The sequence below is a fragment of the Enterobacter sp. SES19 genome (assembly GCF_011765665.1).
GTDB classification, from domain to species: Bacteria; Pseudomonadota; Gammaproteobacteria; order Enterobacterales; family Enterobacteriaceae; genus Enterobacter; species Enterobacter pseudoroggenkampii.
Map to the genome: position 1 here is coordinate 899,388 of NZ_CP050320.1, position 17,553 is coordinate 916,940.

At 55.2% G+C, this 17,553-nt stretch carries 17 protein-coding genes; 9 read left to right on the forward strand and 8 right to left on the reverse strand.

Going from position 1 to position 17,553, the window contains the following annotated elements:
* Nucleotides 1-13 precede the first annotated feature (13 nt).
* The 5 genes from dnaE to tilS all read left to right on the forward strand — a co-directional run bounded on the left by dnaE (nucleotide 14) and on the right by tilS (nucleotide 8,504).
* Entirely contained in the window at nucleotides 14-3,496 is a 3,483-nt protein-coding gene (dnaE, locus tag GXP72_RS04160) for a DNA polymerase III subunit alpha (protein ID WP_024907529.1), read from the forward strand.
* A gap of 12 nt (nucleotides 3,497-3,508) precedes the next feature.
* The gene (gene accA / locus GXP72_RS04165) at nucleotides 3,509-4,468 is read left to right on the forward strand and encodes an acetyl-CoA carboxylase carboxyl transferase subunit alpha (protein WP_008501895.1); all 960 of its coding nucleotides are present in this window, start codon (nucleotides 3,509-3,511) and stop codon (nucleotides 4,466-4,468) included.
* 100 nt (nucleotides 4,469-4,568) lie between these two features.
* Nucleotides 4,569-6,701 (forward strand): lysine decarboxylase LdcC, encoded by a 2,133-nt coding sequence (locus GXP72_RS04170; protein WP_208763513.1) that lies wholly within the window; start codon nucleotides 4,569-4,571, stop codon nucleotides 6,699-6,701.
* Between the two features lie 65 nt (nucleotides 6,702-6,766).
* Entirely contained in the window at nucleotides 6,767-7,156 is a 390-nt protein-coding gene (locus GXP72_RS04175; RefSeq protein ID WP_023334583.1) for a VOC family protein, read from the forward strand.
* 58 nt (nucleotides 7,157-7,214) lie between these two features.
* On the forward strand, nucleotides 7,215-8,504 hold the full coding sequence (tilS, locus tag GXP72_RS04180) for a tRNA lysidine(34) synthetase TilS (RefSeq protein WP_090418979.1): 1,290 nt from the start codon (nucleotides 7,215-7,217) through the stop codon (nucleotides 8,502-8,504).
* Between the two features lie 28 nt (nucleotides 8,505-8,532).
* Here tilS and rof read toward each other — a convergent pair whose 3' ends face one another.
* Both rof and GXP72_RS04190 read right to left on the reverse strand, forming a co-directional pair.
* Nucleotides 8,533-8,793, reverse strand: coding sequence for a Rho-binding antiterminator (gene rof / locus GXP72_RS04185; RefSeq protein ID WP_024907532.1), 261 nt, complete (start codon nucleotides 8,791-8,793; stop codon nucleotides 8,533-8,535).
* Nucleotides 8,780-8,980 carry a YaeP family protein gene (locus GXP72_RS04190; protein ID WP_008501889.1) on the reverse strand — a complete coding sequence of 67 codons (201 nt, stop codon included), beginning with the start codon at nucleotides 8,978-8,980 and terminating at the stop codon, nucleotides 8,780-8,782. Before GXP72_RS04190 ends, rof begins: the two co-directional genes overlap by 14 nt.
* Nucleotides 8,981-9,176: 196 nt before the next feature.
* Between GXP72_RS04190 and GXP72_RS04195 the strand changes: the two genes are divergently transcribed.
* Genes GXP72_RS04195 through nlpE form a run of 3 tightly spaced genes read left to right on the forward strand, consistent with a single transcriptional unit; the run spans nucleotide 9,177 to nucleotide 10,874 of the window.
* Complete coding sequence (locus tag GXP72_RS04195) at nucleotides 9,177-9,722, forward strand: YaeQ family protein (RefSeq protein ID WP_061715939.1); 546 nt, start codon at nucleotides 9,177-9,179, stop codon at nucleotides 9,720-9,722.
* Nucleotides 9,719-10,141 carry an alternative ribosome rescue aminoacyl-tRNA hydrolase ArfB gene (gene arfB, locus GXP72_RS04200; RefSeq protein WP_024907534.1) on the forward strand — a complete coding sequence of 141 codons (423 nt, stop codon included), beginning with the start codon at nucleotides 9,719-9,721 and terminating at the stop codon, nucleotides 10,139-10,141. The genes GXP72_RS04195 and arfB overlap by 4 nt, the downstream gene beginning before the upstream one ends.
* 34 nt (nucleotides 10,142-10,175) lie before the next feature.
* The gene (gene nlpE / locus GXP72_RS04205) at nucleotides 10,176-10,874 is read left to right on the forward strand and encodes an envelope stress response activation lipoprotein NlpE (protein ID WP_090418976.1); all 699 of its coding nucleotides are present in this window, start codon (nucleotides 10,176-10,178) and stop codon (nucleotides 10,872-10,874) included.
* A gap of 47 nt (nucleotides 10,875-10,921) precedes the next feature.
* On the opposite strand, the gene proS is transcribed toward nlpE, so the two are convergent.
* The 6 genes from proS to metN form a co-directional block, all read right to left on the reverse strand.
* Entirely contained in the window at nucleotides 10,922-12,640 is a 1,719-nt protein-coding gene (proS, locus tag GXP72_RS04210) for a proline--tRNA ligase (protein ID WP_090418973.1), read from the reverse strand.
* 112 nt (nucleotides 12,641-12,752) lie between these two features.
* Nucleotides 12,753-13,460 (reverse strand): tRNA (N6-threonylcarbamoyladenosine(37)-N6)-methyltransferase TrmO, encoded by a 708-nt coding sequence (gene tsaA, locus GXP72_RS04215; protein ID WP_090418971.1) that lies wholly within the window; start codon nucleotides 13,458-13,460, stop codon nucleotides 12,753-12,755.
* Nucleotides 13,457-13,861, reverse strand: coding sequence for an Rcs stress response system protein RcsF (gene rcsF / locus GXP72_RS04220; RefSeq protein ID WP_032649711.1), 405 nt, complete (start codon nucleotides 13,859-13,861; stop codon nucleotides 13,457-13,459). The genes tsaA and rcsF overlap by 4 nt, the downstream gene beginning before the upstream one ends.
* 106 nt (nucleotides 13,862-13,967) lie before the next feature.
* Nucleotides 13,968-14,783 carry a methionine ABC transporter substrate-binding lipoprotein MetQ gene (gene metQ, locus GXP72_RS04225; RefSeq protein ID WP_014168729.1) on the reverse strand — a complete coding sequence of 272 codons (816 nt, stop codon included), beginning with the start codon at nucleotides 14,781-14,783 and terminating at the stop codon, nucleotides 13,968-13,970.
* A gap of 40 nt (nucleotides 14,784-14,823) precedes the next feature.
* A complete protein-coding gene (locus GXP72_RS04230; protein ID WP_014168730.1) occupies nucleotides 14,824-15,477 on the reverse strand; it encodes a methionine ABC transporter permease MetI in 654 nt (217 codons plus the stop codon).
* Nucleotides 15,470-16,501: a methionine ABC transporter ATP-binding protein MetN gene (gene metN, locus GXP72_RS04235; protein WP_048990396.1), complete on the reverse strand. Its 1,032-nt coding sequence runs from the start codon at nucleotides 16,499-16,501 to the stop codon at nucleotides 15,470-15,472. Before metN ends, GXP72_RS04230 begins: the two co-directional genes overlap by 8 nt.
* Nucleotides 16,502-16,689: 188 nt before the next feature.
* Here metN and gmhB point away from each other — a divergent pair, with 188 nt between their 5' ends.
* On the forward strand, nucleotides 16,690-17,256 hold the full coding sequence (gmhB, locus tag GXP72_RS04240) for a D-glycero-beta-D-manno-heptose 1,7-bisphosphate 7-phosphatase (RefSeq protein WP_090418968.1): 567 nt from the start codon (nucleotides 16,690-16,692) through the stop codon (nucleotides 17,254-17,256).
* Nucleotides 17,257-17,553 lie beyond the last annotated feature (297 nt).

A 17,553-nucleotide genomic window follows, 5' to 3' on the forward strand; every position in this document is an offset into this window, starting at 1 on the left:
GCGGAATCTGAAGATGGCTGAACCACGTTTCGTACACCTGCGGGTGCATAGCGACTACTCCATGATCGATGGGCTGGCGAAGACCGGGCCGCTGGTAAAAAAGGCGGCCTCCCTTGGCATGCCCGCGCTGGCGATCACCGATTTTACCAACCTGTGTGGCCTGGTGAAGTTCTACGGAACGGCGCATGGCGCGGGGATGAAGCCTATCGTTGGCGCAGATTTTCATGTGCAGAGCGATCTCATCGGCGATGAAATGACGCAAATCTCCGTGCTGGCGATGAACAACACGGGCTATCAAAACCTCACTCTGCTTATCTCAAAAGCCTACCAGCGTGGATACGGTGCGCTGGGGCCGTGGATCGACCGTGACTGGCTGGCTGAGCTGAACGAAGGGCTGCTGCTGATCTCCGGCGGCCGTATGGGCGATGTCGGCAAATGCCTGCTGCGCGGTAATAGCGCGCTGGTGGATCAATGCCTCTCGTTCTATGAAGAGTATTTCCCGGATCGTTATTATCTGGAGCTGATCCGCACCGGCCGTCAGGACGAAGAGAACTATCTTCATGCCGCTGTGGCACTTGCAGAAGAGCGTGGGTTGCCCGTGGTGGCTACCAACGACGTGCGGTTCCTTGAGCCGGGGGATTTTGACGCGCACGAAATTCGCGTGGCGATCCACGATGGCTTCACGCTGGACGATCCTAAACGACCGCGCAACTACTCATCGCAGCAGTACATGCGCAGCGAAGAGGAGATGTGTGAGCTCTTCTCCGATATCCCGGAAGCGCTGGAAAACAGCGTAGAGATTGCAAAGCGCTGTAACGTTACCGTCCGCCTTGGCGAGTATTTCCTGCCGCAGTTCCCGACAGGAGACATGACCACGGAAGATTTCCTGGTCGCAAAATCAAAAGAAGGTCTGGAAGAGCGTCTGGAGTTCCTGTTCCCGGATGAGGCCGTTCGCAAAGAGAAGCGGCCGCCGTACGATGAACGCCTGGACATTGAACTCCAGGTGATCAACCAGATGGGCTTCCCGGGCTACTTCCTGATCGTCATGGAGTTTATCCAGTGGTCGAAGGATAACGGCGTACCGGTCGGACCGGGCCGAGGCTCCGGTGCTGGGTCGCTTGTGGCCTATGCGCTTAAAATTACCGACCTCGATCCGCTGGAATTCGACCTGCTGTTCGAACGTTTCCTCAACCCGGAACGTGTTTCCATGCCCGACTTTGACGTCGACTTCTGCATGGAGAAACGTGACCAGGTGATCGAGCACGTCGCCGATATGTACGGCCGTGATGCGGTATCGCAGATTATTACGTTCGGTACGATGGCGGCGAAAGCGGTTATCCGTGACGTCGGCCGCGTGCTGGGCCACCCGTACGGGTTTGTCGATCGCATCTCTAAACTGGTACCGCCCGATCCGGGCATGACGCTGGCAAAAGCCTTTGAGGCTGAACCACAGCTGCCGGAAATCTACGAAGCGGACGAAGAAGTCAAAGCGCTGATCGACATGGCGCGCAAGCTGGAAGGCGTCACGCGTAACGCCGGTAAGCATGCGGGGGGCGTAGTTATCGCCCCGACCAAAATTACCGACTTTGCGCCGCTCTACTGCGACGAAGCGGGTCAGCACCCGGTTACCCAGTTCGATAAGAACGACGTAGAATACGCCGGGCTGGTGAAGTTCGACTTCCTTGGTCTGCGTACGTTGACCATCATTAACTGGGCGCTGGAGATGATCAACGCCCGCCGCGAGAAGAACGGCGAGCCGCCGTTGGATATCGCGGCCATCCCGCTGGATGACAAGAAAAGTTTCGACATGCTCCAGCGCTCGGAGACCACCGCCGTCTTCCAGCTGGAATCGCGCGGCATGAAAGATCTGATTAAGCGCCTGCAGCCCGACTGCTTCGAAGATATGATCGCGCTGGTAGCCCTGTTCCGTCCGGGCCCGCTACAGTCAGGGATGGTAGATAACTTTATCGACCGTAAGCACGGGCGCGAAGAGATTTCCTACCCGGACGTTCAGTGGCAGCATGAAAGCCTGAAGCCGGTGCTGGAGCCCACCTACGGCATCATCCTGTACCAGGAACAGGTTATGCAGATCGCCCAGGTGCTTTCCGGCTATACCCTCGGCGGCGCGGACATGCTGCGTCGTGCGATGGGTAAGAAAAAGCCGGAAGAGATGGCCAAGCAGCGAGGCACTTTCGAAGAAGGCGCGAGAAAAAACGGCGTTGATGGTGAACTGGCGATTAAGATCTTTGACCTGGTTGAGAAATTCGCCGGGTACGGATTTAACAAATCCCACTCCGCCGCCTATGCTTTGGTGTCGTACCAAACGCTGTGGCTGAAAGCGCACTATCCTGCTGAATTTATGGCGGCGGTAATGACGGCCGATATGGATAACACCGAGAAGGTGGTGGGCCTGGTGGACGAGTGCTGGCGCATGGGGCTTAAGATCCTGCCGCCGGACATTAACTCAGGGCTCTACCACTTCCACGTCAATGACGACGGGGAGATCGTTTACGGGATCGGCGCGATCAAAGGCGTGGGTGAAGGTCCGATCGAGGCGATCATCGAAGCGCGTAACAACGGCGGGTATTTCCGCGAGCTGTTCGATCTTTGCGCCCGCACCGATACCAAAAAACTGAACCGTCGCGTGCTGGAAAAACTGATCATGTCCGGCGCGTTTGACCGGCTGGGGCCGCACCGCGCCGCGCTGATGAATTCCCTCGGCGATGCGCTGAAAGCGGCGGATCAGCATGCAAAAGCGGAAGCCATTGGTCAGGCGGATATGTTCGGGGTGCTGGCGGAAGAGCCGGAGCAGATCGAGCAATCTTACTCCAACTGCCAGCCGTGGCCTGAACAGGTGGTACTGGATGGGGAGCGTGAGACGTTAGGCTTGTACCTGACGGGGCACCCGATCAACCAGTACATCAAAGAAATTGAGCGCTATGTCGGCGGCCACAGGCTTAAAGACATGCATCCGACAGAACGTGGTAAAATCACCACGGCTGCGGGGCTCGTGATTGCTGCAAGGGTTATGGTCACCAAGCGCGGCAATCGTATCGGCATCTGTACGTTGGATGACCGTTCCGGGCGTCTGGAGGTGATGTTGTTCACCGACGCGCTGGATAAATACCAGCAATTGCTGGAAAAAGACCGCATACTTATCGTCAGCGGACAGGTCAGCTTTGATGACTTCAGTGGGGGGCTTAAAATGACCGCCCGCGAAGTGATGGACATTGACGAAGCCCGGGAAAAATATGCTCGCGGGCTTGCTATCTCGCTGACGGACAGGCAAATTGATGACCAGCTTTTAAACCGACTCCGTCAGTCTCTGGAACCCCACCGCTCGGGGACAATTCCAGTACATCTCTACTATCAGAGGGCGGATGCACGTGCGCGGTTGCGCTTTGGTGCAACGTGGCGTGTCTCTCCGAGCGATCGTTTACTGAACGATCTCCGTGGCCTCATTGGTTCGGAGCAGGTGGAACTGGAGTTTGACTAATACAGGAATACTATGAGTCTGAATTTCCTTGATTTCGAACAGCCGATTGCTGAGCTGGAAGCGAAAATCGATTCTCTGACAGCGGTAAGCCGTCAGGATGAAAAACTGGATATTAACATCGACGAAGAAGTGCATCGTCTGCGCGAGAAAAGCGTAGAGCTGACGCGCAAAATCTTTGCCGATCTCGGCGCATGGCAGGTGGCCCAGCTGGCTCGCCATCCACAGCGTCCGTACACCCTGGATTATGTCCGCCTGGCGTTTGACGAATTTGACGAACTGGCAGGCGATCGCGCATACGCTGACGATAAAGCTATCGTTGGCGGTATCGCGCGTCTGGACGGACGCCCGGTGATGATCATTGGTCATCAGAAAGGCCGTGAAACCAAAGAGAAAATCCGTCGTAACTTTGGTATGCCAGCACCAGAAGGCTACCGCAAAGCCCTGCGTCTGATGGAGATGGCTGAGCGTTTCAACATGCCAATCATCACCTTCATCGATACCCCGGGTGCATACCCTGGCGTGGGCGCGGAAGAGCGCGGTCAGTCTGAAGCCATCGCGCGCAACCTGCGCGAGATGTCTCGTCTGAAGGTGCCGGTCATCTGTACCGTTATCGGCGAGGGTGGTTCCGGCGGTGCGCTGGCGATTGGCGTGGGCGATAAAGTGAATATGCTGCAGTACAGCACCTATTCCGTTATCTCCCCGGAAGGCTGCGCGTCCATTCTGTGGAAAAGCGCCGACAAAGCGCCGCTGGCTGCAGAAGCAATGGGCATCATTGCGCCACGCCTGAAAGAGCTTAAGCTGATCGATTCCATCATCCCGGAACCGCTGGGTGGTGCACATCGTAAGCCGGAAGTGATGGCGGCTTCTCTGAAAGCGCAGCTGCTGGCTGACCTGGCGGATCTGGACGTGCTGAGCAAAGAGGATCTGCTCAACCGCCGTTACCAGCGTCTGATGACCTACGGTTACGCGTAAGCTTCACAATTATCTGAAAAGCCGCACACTGTTGCGGCTTTTTTTATACCTGCGGTTTAGCCGGACTATGCTTAGCTAATGTTTTTTAAGGAGGAAGCCCATGAATATCATTGCCATTATGGGGCCGCACGGCGTCTTTTATAAAGATGAGCCGATTAAGGAGCTGGAGCAATCCCTGCAGTCGCGCGGGTATCAGCTAATCTGGCCGCACAACAGCGCCGACCTGCTGAAGTTCATCGAGCATAACCCGCGTATCTGCGGCGTGATCTTCGACTGGGATGAATATGATCTCGAACTGTGCAGCGACATCAACAAGCTGAACGAATACCTCCCGCTGTATGCGTTTATTAATACCCACTCCACCATGGACGTCAGCGCCAATGATATGCGTATGGCGCTGTGGTTCTTTGAATATTCCCTCGGCGTGGCGGACGATATTGCGACCCGCATTCAACAATACACGAATGAATATCTCGATAACATTACGCCACCGTTTACCCGGGCGCTTTTCACCTACGTAAAGGAGGGGAAATATACCTTCTGTACGCCGGGTCATATGGCGGGTACGGCTTATCAAAAAAGCCCGGTGGGCTGCCTGTTCTATGATTTCTTTGGTGGCAACACGCTGAAAGCGGACGTGTCGATTTCAGTCACCGAATTAGGCTCTCTGCTGGATCACACCGGCCCGCATCTGGAAGCCGAAGAGTATATCGCCCGCACCTTTGGTGCAGAGCAGAGCTATATGGTGACCAACGGCACCTCGACTTCGAACAAAATCGTCGGTATGTACGCCGCGCCGGCGGGCAGCACCCTGCTGATTGACCGTAACTGCCATAAATCGCTGGCGCACCTGCTGATGATGAGCGACGTCGTACCGCTCTGGCTGTCACCCACGCGTAACGCGCTCGGTATCCTTGGCGGCATTCCGCGCCGGGAGTTCACGCATGAAGCCATTGAAAGCAAGGTCGCGTCAGTGCCAGGCGCGAACTGGCCTGTCCATGCGGTGATCACCAACTCGACCTATGACGGTCTGCTGTACAATACAGACTGGATCAAAAAGGCGCTGGACGTGCCGTCGATCCACTTCGATTCCGCATGGGTGCCATACACCAACTTCCACCCGATATACGCGGGTAAAAGCGGCATGAGCGGTGAACGCGTGCCGGGTAAAGTATTCTTCGAAACGCAGTCGACGCACAAAATGCTGGCAGCATTTTCCCAGGCTTCGCTTATCCACATCAAAGGTGAGTACGACGAAGACACGTTCAACGAAGCCTTTATGATGCACACTACCACCTCACCGAGCTATCCGCTGGTGGCCTCCATTGAAACGGCCGCGGCGATGCTGCGCGGCAACCCGGGCAAACGTCTCATCAACCGTTCGGTGGAGCGCGCGCTGCATTTCCGCAAAGAGGTTCAGCGGCTGAAAGATGAAGCCGACGGCTGGTTCTTTGATATCTGGCAGCCGGAAGAGATTGATGAGGCGGAGTGCTGGCCCGTCTCGCCCGGCGAAGACTGGCATGGCTTCCGGGATGCAGATAGCGACCATATGTTCCTCGACCCGGTAAAAGTGACGATCCTGACACCGGGCATGGATGAGCAGGGCAAGATGAGTGAAGAAGGTATTCCGGCCGCGCTGGTGGCGAAATTCCTTGATGAACGTGGCGTGGTGGTGGAAAAAACCGGCCCCTATAACCTGCTGTTCCTGTTCAGTATTGGTATTGATAAAACGCGGGCGATGGGGTTGTTGCGCGGTCTGATGGAGTTTAAGCGCGCCTACGATCTTAACCTGCGGGTGAAGAACATGCTGCCGGATCTCTACGCGGAAGATCCTGACTTCTATCGCAATATGCGTATTCAGGATCTGGCCCAGGGGATCCACAGATTGATCCGCCAGCACGATCTGCCGCGTCTGATGCTTCAGGCGTTCGATGTGTTACCTGAGATGAAATTAACCCCGCACAAGGCTTGGCAGCGCCAGGTGAAAGGGGAGGTCGAAACCGTCGAGCTGGAAAATCTGGTTGGGCGCGTATCGGCCAATATGATCCTGCCTTACCCGCCGGGCGTTCCGCTCCTGATGCCAGGAGAGATGATTACCGAGGATAGTCGGGCCGTGCTCGATTTCCTGCTGATGCTCTGTTCAGTAGGGCGTCACTATCCCGGTTTTGAGACGGATATTCACGGTGCGAAGCGCGATGAGAACGGCGTTTACTGGGTGCGAGTCCTAAAATAAGGGTGACCGCTTGCAAGGTGCGGGTTTTCGGTTGTAACGTTCAGGCATCATAAAAAGGAGAAGCTATGCTGGGTTTAAAAGCTGTTCATCATATTGCGATCATTGCGACCGATTACGCGAAAAGTAAGGCCTTCTACTGCGACATCCTGGGCTTTACGCTCATGAGCGAGGCCTACCGTGAAGAGCGCGACTCCTGGAAGGGCGATCTGGCGTTAAACGGGCAGTATGTGATTGAGCTGTTCTCTTTCCCTTTTCCGCCTGCGCGTCCGTCTCGTCCGGAGGCCTGTGGCCTGCGCCATCTTGCCTTCAGCGTCGATGATCTTGATAGCGCAGTAAAACATCTGGAAGCGCACGGCGTGACGTGTGAAGCGATCCGCGTCGATCCGTTCACCGACAAGCGCTTTACCTTTTTCAACGACCCGGACGGCCTGCCGCTGGAGCTTTATCAGCAGTAATCTTCGTCCTGTGTGATAATGCCCGCTCAGTTCGGGCATTTTTTATGTGTAATTCCCTATGACCTTACCCGCTATCGCACACGCCGTTTCACCGTACCGCCAGCTGCTGGTGGGGTTTAGCGGTGGCCTGGATTCCACCGTTCTGCTCCATCGTCTTAAACGCTGGCGCGACCGGGAGCCTGACGTCCAGCTTCGGGCGATGCATATTCACCACGGATTAAGTCCTCACGCGGAGGAGTGGGTGGCGCACTGCGAAGCCTTGTGTGCGGCGTGGGCGATCCCGCTCATCGTCGAGCGCGTCACGCTTGCGGAGGAAGGGCTGGGCATCGAGGCGCAGGCGCGTAAAGCCCGATATGCCGCGTTTGCCGGGGCATTACGTCCTGGAGAAGCGCTGGTCACGGCCCAGCATCTGGACGATCAGTGTGAAACCTTTCTGCTGGCGCTTAAGCGGGGCAGCGGACCGGCGGGGCTGTCAGCCATGCCGGCGCGTTCTGCATTTGCCGGCACAACGTTACTGCGTCCGCTGCTTGGCGAGACGCGTGCCTCGCTTGAGGGCTGGGCGCGAGAACATCAGCTGAGGTGGATTGAAGATGAGAGCAACCAGGATGACGGCTATGACCGTAACTTTCTACGTCTGCGCGTCCTCCCGCTATTGAGCGAGCGCTGGCCGCATTTCGCCGACGCGACGGCAAGAAGCGCCATGCTGTGCGCCGAACAGGAATCGCTGCTGGACGAGCTGTTGAGCGACGAGCTGGCTGAACTGATTTCTAAAGACGGAGCGCTGGCCATTGCACCGCTGACAGCGATGAGTCCGGTGCGTCGCGCCGCACTGATACGACGCTGGCTGGCCTGTCATCACGCTGCGATGCCGTCGCGGGCGATGCTGAGCCGCATCTGGGACGAAGTCGCGCTGGCGCGGGATGATGCTTCCCCGTGCGTCCACCTGAACGGTTTTGACGTAAGACGCTATAAAGGGGAACTCTGGTGGATAAAATCCACGCCCTCACTGACCGATGTGGTGCTCTACTGGCTTTCACCTGACGCACCGCTGGTATTGCCCTGTGAGGCAGGACGCGTCTCTCTCCTGCCGTCTGGTCATGTGCGGCTGCCGGAGCCCGGTGAACCGGTCACCGTGCGCTTTAAGGCTGGCGGCATGCTGCACATCGTCGGGCGCAACGGGGGGCGGAAGCTGAAGAAAATATGGCAGGAGTGCAACGTACCGCCGTGGCTGCGCGACACCACGCCACTGCTGTTCTATGGTGAAACGTTAATTGCTGCGGCAGGGGTTTTCGTCACGGAAGCGGGATGGGCGGAAGACGGGGTCAGGTTTGAGTGGCAGAAAGCGTAACGGGCAGCCAGGCTGCCCGTTAGTGTCATCAGGATTCGCTCACCACGACGGTGCCGATTTGCGGGTGGCTGAAGCTGGCTATTTTATCCAGACGCAGCTCACGCGTCGCACCGGCATCTTCCACTATCAGGTATTCCACGTTCTTACGTGAAACCAGATCGTTGGCTTTCGCCTTCAACACTTCGCCATCTTTTAGCTCCAGCGTCAGTAATAAATGATGCTGGCAGGCGAGTTCGAGGTTGTCATAGTCATCACAATTGATGGGTTGATAAGTATCATTCATCGACATAATCGCTCACCAGTAAATTCGCCGCAGCATACGCTGCTTTTTCCCTGACCGACTCCGAAAGGCTCTCATCAGAGGCCACTTCATTAAGCACTTTCAATACACAGCCCAACGCGTCCGGGACATACCCCAGATCTCCGCTGGCGATTTCCGCATACCGTTTGCGAATTAACTCACAATAATTATTCACATCCCCTCCCGCCAGCGCACTGACTTACTGTGAGATATCATTAAGCCTACGAAGATAAACTCGGTTTAGCAAGGTGACTATACCATACTCATTTAAGCAATATCAGCGCCTTGATAGCGGTGTATTTATTACCCCGTAACAGCCTTTTGCCGCGGTTTTCGCTACAATGGGCGCCTGATTCGAATGGAGTTCTCTCATGGCGCTGAAAGCGACAATTTATAAAGCAGTGGTCAATGTGGCCGATCTGGATCGCAACCAGTTCCTGGACGCCTCGCTGACGCTGGCACGCCACCCCTCCGAAACCCAGGAGCGTATGATGCTGCGCCTGCTGGCGTGGATGAAGTATGCCGACGAGCGTCTGCAGTTTACCCGTGGGTTAAGCGCAGAAGACGAGCCTGAAGCCTGGCTGCGCAACGATCATCTGGGTATCGATTTGTGGATCGAACTCGGACTGCCGGACGAGCGCCGAATTAAGAAGGCCTGCACCCAGTCCGCTGAAGTGGCCTTATTCGCGTATAATCAGCGCGCTGCGGAGATCTGGTGGCAGCAAAACAAGAGCAAGTGCGGACAGTTTAAAAATCTTACGGTCTGGTATCTGGATGATGAGCAGCTGGCGCAGCTGAGCGAGTTTGCCAGCCGGACCATGGTATTGCAGGCGACGATTCAGGACGGTGCAATCTGGCTTTCTGATTCTCAGAATAATCTGGAAATTCATTTGACGGCGTGGCAACCGGCCTCATGATCGTCTTGTCCCGAAGCGTCAGCATTCCTGACAACGAGCTGGAGATCACCGCCATCCGTGCACAGGGGGCCGGTGGGCAGCACGTCAACAAGGCGTCGACGGCTATCCATTTGCGTTTTGACATTCGGGCCTCAAGCCTGCCAGAGTATTATAAAGAAAGTCTGCTTGCCGCCAGCCACCACCTGATCACCAGCGATGGTGTGATTGTGATTAAAGCCCAGGAGTACCGTAGCCAGGAGCTCAACCGGGAAGCGGCGATAGCCAGGCTGGTGGCGGTCATCAAAGAGTTAACGGCAGTACAAAAAAGCCGCCGGGCAACGCGGCCAACCCGCGCATCGAAAGAGCGTCGTTTGTCCTCGAAGGCCCAAAAATCCACAGTGAAAGCACTACGCGGTAAAGTTCGTCGCCCGACAGAGTGACGAAAGGGAACACACTTTTCATAAGGAATTCATTGTGAAAAAAGCATTATGGTCAGCGCTGGCAGTGAGTACGCTGTTTGCGCTTTTCGGGTGTAACAACCGCTCCGAAACGCAGGTTTTACAACCCACGCAAACGGAAGAATTAAAACCGATGCAGCAGAGCTGGCGTGGCGTATTGCCTTGCTCGGACTGTGAAGGCATTGAAACGTCCCTGTTCCTGCAAAAAGACGGCACCTGGGTAATGAACCAGCGCTATCAGGGGGCGAAAGAGCCTTCTTCTTTTGCGACTTATGGAACATGGGCGCGTACGGCGGAGAAGCTGGTCCTGACCGATACCACCGGTGAGAAAACCTGGTTCCGTCCTAAAGGTGACAGCATGGAGATGCTCGACCGCGAAGGTAACCCTATTCAATCCCAGTTAAACTACACGCTGGCGCCGGTGAAAGCGGCCCTGCCTGCAACGCCGATGGCAATGCGGGGGATGTACTTCTATATGGCGGATGCGGCGATCTTTACCGACTGCGCAACCGGCAAGAAGGTTAGCGTGGCAAACAATGCCCAGCTTGAACGCGATTACGCTGTGGCGCGCGGCAATGACAGCAAGCCGGTATTGCTGACGGTGGACGGTCACTTTACGCTGGAGCCAAACCCGGATAGCGGAGAGATGGTGAAAACGCTGGTGGCGGACAAAGACGCGAAATTTATTGCGGGCAAAGACTGTAACAGCAAGTAAGCTGACGTAGCGCCATTAAAAAACCCCGCCTGAGCGGGGTTTTTTGTTTAGCCTTTGATGGCTTTCACCAGGTAATCAAGAATGTCGCCGGTCTTGATCATCTGTTTTTCGCCGCTGCGACGGTATTTGTATTCAATCTCGTCGCTGTCGAGGTTACGGTCGCCGATCACGACGGTGTGTGGGATACCGATCAGTTCCATATCGGCAAACATCACGCCCGGACGCTCTTTACGGTCATCCATCAGCACTTCGATACCCTGAGCGCGCAGCTCGGCATACAGCTTCTCGGCCAGCTCCTGCACGCGGTAAGACTTGTGCATGTTCATTGGCAGAATAGCAACCTGGAACGGCGCGATGTTGTCCGGCCAGACGATGCCGCGCTCGTCGTAGTTCTGCTCAATGGCGGCAGCTACCACGCGCGTCACCCCGATCCCGTAGCAACCCATGGTCAGGATCTGGTTACGGCCATCTTCACCCTGAACGGCGGCGTTCAGCGCGCGCGAGTATTTATCGCCCAGCTGGAAGATGTGACCCACTTCGATACCGCGCTTGATCATCAGGGTACCCTGGCCGTCCGGGCTTGGATCGCCTGCTACCACGTTGCGGATGTCAGCCACTTCCGGCGTCGCCACATCGCGATCCCAGTTGATGCCGAAGTAGTGTTTACCGTCGATGTTCGCACCGGCGGAGAAGTCGCTCATCGCGGCTACCGTGCGGTCAATAACAACCGGAACCGGCAGATTGACTGGACCCAGTGAACCTGGACCCGCATTCACCACGGCGCGGATTTCCGCTTCCGTCGCGAATGTCAGCGGGCTGGCGACCTGCGGCAGCTTCTCGGCTTTCACTTCGTTCAGCTCGTGATCGCCACGCACCAGCAGGGCAACCAGCGGGTAAGCGCTCCCTTCGGTGGATTTCACCAGCAGGGTCTTAACGGTTTTTTCAACTGGCAGGTTGAACTGCTCAACCAGCTCGGCGATGGTTTTCGCGTTTGGCGTGTCAACCAGCGTCATCTCTTGCGTTGCAGCAGCACGTGGTTCTTTTGGCGCCAGCGCCTCTGCAAATTCGATGTTCGCCGCGTAGTCTGAAGAGTCAGAGAAGATCACATCGTCTTCACCGCTCTGCGCCAGTACCTGGAACTCATGGGATGCGCTACCGCCGATGGAGCCGGTATCAGCCTGCACAGCACGGAAATCCAGGCCCATGCGGGAGAAGATTTTGCTGTATGCCGCGTACATTGCGTCGTACGTCTCTTGCAGTGATTCCTGAGAGGTATGGAAAGAGTAGGCATCTTTCATCAGGAATTCGCGAGAGCGCATGACGCCGAAGCGTGGGCGAACTTCGTCACGAAACTTGGTCTGGATCTGGAAGAAGTTCAGCGGCAGCTGTTTGTAAGAGCTCAGCTCATTACGAATCAGGTCGGTAATGACTTCTTCATGCGTTGGGCCGAGAACGAACGGACGCTCGCCGCGATCGACGAAGCGCAGCAGTTCTGGGCCATATTGTTCCCAACGGCCACTCTCCTGCCACAGGTCAGCGGGCTGAACCACAGGCATGGACACCTCGATAGCACCGGCGTTGTTCATCTCTTCACGCACGATGTTTTCGACTTTTTTCAGGACGCGCACGCCGGTCGGCAGCCAGGTGTATAACCCAGAGGCCAGCTTGCGGATCATCCCGGCGCGCAGCATCAGCTGATGGCTGATCACTTCGGCGTCGGCAGGCGTCTCCTTCAGAGTGGAGAGCAGATATTGGCTAGTACGCATGTTGTTACGGTTCCATTTCGACGATTGGAACAGGCTGAAACACCAGCCTGACACAAAAAAAGTGGTTTAGTTTACCAGTGTGGCAAAGATGCCAAAAGAGAGGAGAACAAAATTACCTGGGTTCAAGGGCAAACACTTCAAAACCTGCCCCAGTGACGCGCCAGCGAACGTTAAAATCCAGCAGCCAGACGGCGTATGATTTTCCTGCTTCCTCTTCTTTACGGTAGGCCGGCCGCGGGTCCTGTGCCAGAACTTCGGTGATGAAATCCCGTAAGCGAGGATAGCGTTTCTCCAGTTGACCGAGCTGCGCGGTTATCTCAGGCGTAAAATAAACAGGCATGTCCGCCTGCGGTGCGTCCTGAGCATAACTTGCACGCGCGTCCGGGAGGGCTTCGGCGAAGGGCAAATAGGGTTTGATGTCGATAACCGGCGTGCCGTCGACCAGATCCAGGCTACCTAACTCCAGTATCACCCGATCTTTCTGGCAGCGTATGCCTTTCAGTTCAACCAGCGACATGCCAACCGGATTTGGGCGGAAGGTCGAGCGCGTTGCAAACACGCCCATTCGCGCATTTCCGCCAAGACGAGGAGGGCGCACGGTAGGACGCCAGCCGCCTTCCATCGTCTGGTGAAACACGAACACCACCCATAAATGGCTGAAAGCCTCGAGCCCGCGTACCGCATCGGCCAGATTGTAAGGCGCAATCAGGTGAAGCTCACCGCGTCCGCTGGTGACAAGACCGGGCTGGCGGGGGACGGCGAACTTCTCTTTATAGGGAGAGTGGATAACGCCTATCTGCTCGAACTGAAATGCACTCATTTCGCCGTGATGTTCAACGCAGAACCGATGCAAACCGCCTGACGGTAGCAACCCGGCGTGCCGCTGGTGACTTCGCAGCTGTGCAGCAGGACCGCGTTAGCTTTCATTTTTGCGGCATTGATCTGCATGCGTTTACGCGCTGTCGGAATATTCGGTGGTGAGTCCTGATTGGTCGCCTGACAGGAATCGCCGCTTACTTCGCCCAGTTCACGGAACGGTTTACCGACGAGTTCGTCCGCTTTCGTGATAATGCGAACTGGCGCAGGGCGAACCACTTTTGGTTTCGCAGGCTCTGTTTTTGGCGGGGTTGCCGTGCTTTGAACGGGTTCAACGGGAGATCTGCTTAGCATTGAACAGCCGCTCAGCATGAGTGCTAAAAGACAGATCGGTAAAGCACGCATAATATTTCCTCAATGGATAATCAAAACGTCAGATATTGAATCAGTTGACTGCACAAATGACAAGACGGGCATAAGCCCGTCCTGATGATATTACACTGAGGTGAGATTACCAGCCTTTAACAGCGCCACCGTTAAACACTTTGTTGGCTTCCTGGTAAACTTCATCAGACTGATAAGCCTGAACGAATTTCTTCACGTTTTCCGCGTCTTTATTGTCTTCGCGAGTCACGATCAGGTTAACGTACGGGGAATCTTTATCTTCAACGAAGATACCGTCTTTGGCTGGCGTCAGGCCAATCTGGCTGGCGTAAGTGGTGTTGATAACGGCCAGGGCAATTTGGGCATCGTCCAGAGAACGTGGCAGCTGAGGCGCTTCCAGTTCAACAATTTTCAGATTTTTCGGGTTCTCGGTGACATCCAGAACGGTTGGCAGCAGGCCAACACCGTCTTTCAGTTTGATCAGACCCACTTTCTGCAGCAGCAGCAGGGAACGACCAAGGTTGGTTGGGTCGTTAGGCACGGCTACCTGAGAGCCCGGCTGCAGTTCGTCCAGCGATTTAATTTTCTTAGAGTAACCGGCAATTGGATAAACGAAGGTGTTACCGACACCCACTAGTTTATAGCCACGATCTTTGATCTGCTGGTCCAGGTATGGCTTATGCTGGAAGGCGTTCGCGTCGATATCGCCTTTGCTCAGCGCTTCGTTCGGCAGAACGTAATCGTTGAAGGTCACCAGCTCAACGTCCAGGCCATATTTCTCTTTTGCCACTTTCTGAGCAACTTCAGCAACCTGCTGTTCTGCACCCACGATAACGCCCACTTTAATGTGGTTTGGATCCTTTTCGTCCTGACCGCAACCCACCAGTGCCAGAGAGCCGATCAGCGCGCCTACTGCTGCAAAGGTCTTTAATTTAAACGCCATGTTTTATCCTTAACTCGTAGAGTTTGTGTTGTGTGTAACGTTATTTGTGAGTAACGGTCCGGACGATGCGATCGCCAGAGAACTGGATTAAGTAAACCAGAACAACCAGCAATACCAGAACGGTATTCATCACGGTAGCGTTATATCCAATATAGCCGTACTGGTAACCAATCTGACCTAAACCGCCCGCGCCAACTGCACCACCCATTGCCGAATAACCGACCAGGGTGATGAGCGTGATGGTTGCCGCATTCACCAGGCCTGGCAGTGCTTCCGGGAGCAGGACTTTGCGCACGATCTGCATCGGTGTTGCGCCCATCGCGCGGGAAGCTTCGATCAAACCGGTTGGAATTTCCAGCAGGGCGTTTTCCACCATACGGGCGATAAACGGCGCAGCCCCTACGGTCAGCGGAACGATCGCTGCCTGCAGACCGATAGACGTTCCGACGATCACGCGGGTAAACGGAATCATCCACACCAGCAGAATAATGAAGGGGATAGAACGGAAGATGTTCACCAGCGCAGAGAGCGTACGGTACAGTTTCGCGTTCTCAATGATTTGACCCGGACGCGTTACGTACAGCAATACGCCGACCGGCAGGCCAATCACAAAACCAAAGAAGCCAGAGACAAAGGTCATTGCCAGCGTTTCCCAAACGCCGCGAACCAGCAGCCACATCATCGGCTCAGACATAACCCAGTACCTCTACTTTTACATGGTGTTCTTGCAGCCAGGCAATCGCGGCCTGGGTTTCTTCTTGTGTGCCGTGCATTTCTGTCAGCATGATGCCGAACTTCACGCCACCGGCGTAATCCATCTGCGCGCTGATGATGTTGTTGTTCACGTTAAAGCGACGCGCGGTTTCGGAAAGCAGGGGAGCGTCAACGGACTGACCGGTGAACTCCATGCGCAGCATCGGGACGCTGTCTGCGGTGGATTCGGTTTTCAAACGCTCCAGATAGTCTTCCGGAATATCGAGATGCAGGGTGGACTGGATGAACTGCTGTGCCAGCGGCGTCTTCGGATGCGAGAACACTTCACTTACTGTGTCCTGCTCGATCAGTTCACCATTGCTGATGACCGCCACGCAGTCGCAGATGCGTTTCACCACGTCCATCTCGTGCGTAATAAGGAGGATCGTCAGGCCCAGGCGACGGTTAATGTCTTTCAGCAGTTCCAGAATCGAACGCGTGGTGGCCGGATCCAGTGCGCTGGTGGCTTCATCACACAGCAGTACCTTAGGATTGCTTGCCAGCGCGCGGGCAATGGCCACACGCTGTTTTTGCCCACCGGACAGATTTGCCGGGTAGCTATCATGTTTATCGCCCAGACCCACGAGGTCGAGCAGCTCGGTGACGCGACGCTTCACTTCTTCTTTCGGCGTGTTATCCAGCTCAAGCGGTAAGGCAACATTGCCGAACACGGTGCGGGAGGCCAGCAGGTTAAAGTGCTGGAAAATCATGCCAATCTGACGACGCGCTTTGGTGAGTTCTTTTTCTGAAAGGGCGGTAAGTTCCTGGCCGCCAACTTCTACGCTGCCCTGGGTTGGGCGCTCAAGCAGGTTAACACAACGGATCAGCGTGCTTTTACCTGCACCCGATGCGCCAATGACGCCATAAATTTGACCAGCAGGAACATGCAGACTGACGTTGTTCAGCGCCTGAATGGTTCGGTTCCCCTGCTGGAACACTTTGGTGATATTGGAAAGTTTAATCATTAGATTATTTTTATCGTATGTAAGTTAGCCGTGGCATTTTCTTCTGCCAGATACGGGTGATGACCGTAAACAAAACGGATGTTAAGGCATCCAGACGTCTAAATCAATCCAACTCTGTATGATGAGCACTTTATTGCGCTGCGATTCATGAGATACTAGTCGAACATGCCTTTTTCAGGAGCAAACCGGTGGCAAAATCAGTACCCGCAATTTTTCTCGATCGTGACGGCACTATTAATGTGGATCACGGTTATGTCCATGAGATTGATGAGTTCGAGTTTATCGAGGGCGTAATAGATGCCATGCGCCAGCTGAAAGAGATGGGCTATGCGCTGGTAGTTGTAACGAACCAGTCCGGTATTGCACGCGGTAAATTCACCGAAGCGCAGTTCGAGACGCTGACGGAATGGATGGACTGGTCGCTGGCCGACCGCGGCGTGGATCTCGACGGCATCTATTATTGTCCGCACCACCCGCAGGGAACGGTAGAAGCGTATCGCCAGACCTGCGACTGCCGTAAGCCGCATCCGGGGATGTTCATCTCTGCGCAGGAGTTCCTGCACATTGATATGTCTGCTTCTTATATGGTGGGCGATAAACTGGAAGATATGCAGGCAGCAGCAGCAGCGGGTGTAGGGACCAAAATATTAGTCCGCACCGGTAAGCCAGTAACGCCAGAAGCAGAAAATGCAGCGGATTGGGTGATTAATAGTCTGGCCGATCTGCCAAAAGAGATTAAAAAGCACCATAAATAGCCTTTTTGGCGAAAAGATGAGCGGTTGAAATAAAAATGCATTTTTCCGCTTGTCATTCCTCGGCGGCCCCCTATAATGCGCCTCCATCGACACGGCGGATGTGAATCACTTCACAAACAACCCGGTCGGTTGAAGAGAAAAAATCCTGAAATAACGGGTTGACTCTGAAAGAGGAAAGCGTAATATACGCCACCTCGCAACGGTGAGCGAAAGCCGCGTTGCACTGCTCTTTAACAATTTATCAGACAATCTGTGTGGGCACTCAAAGTGACATGGATTCTTAATGTCTTCGGACAA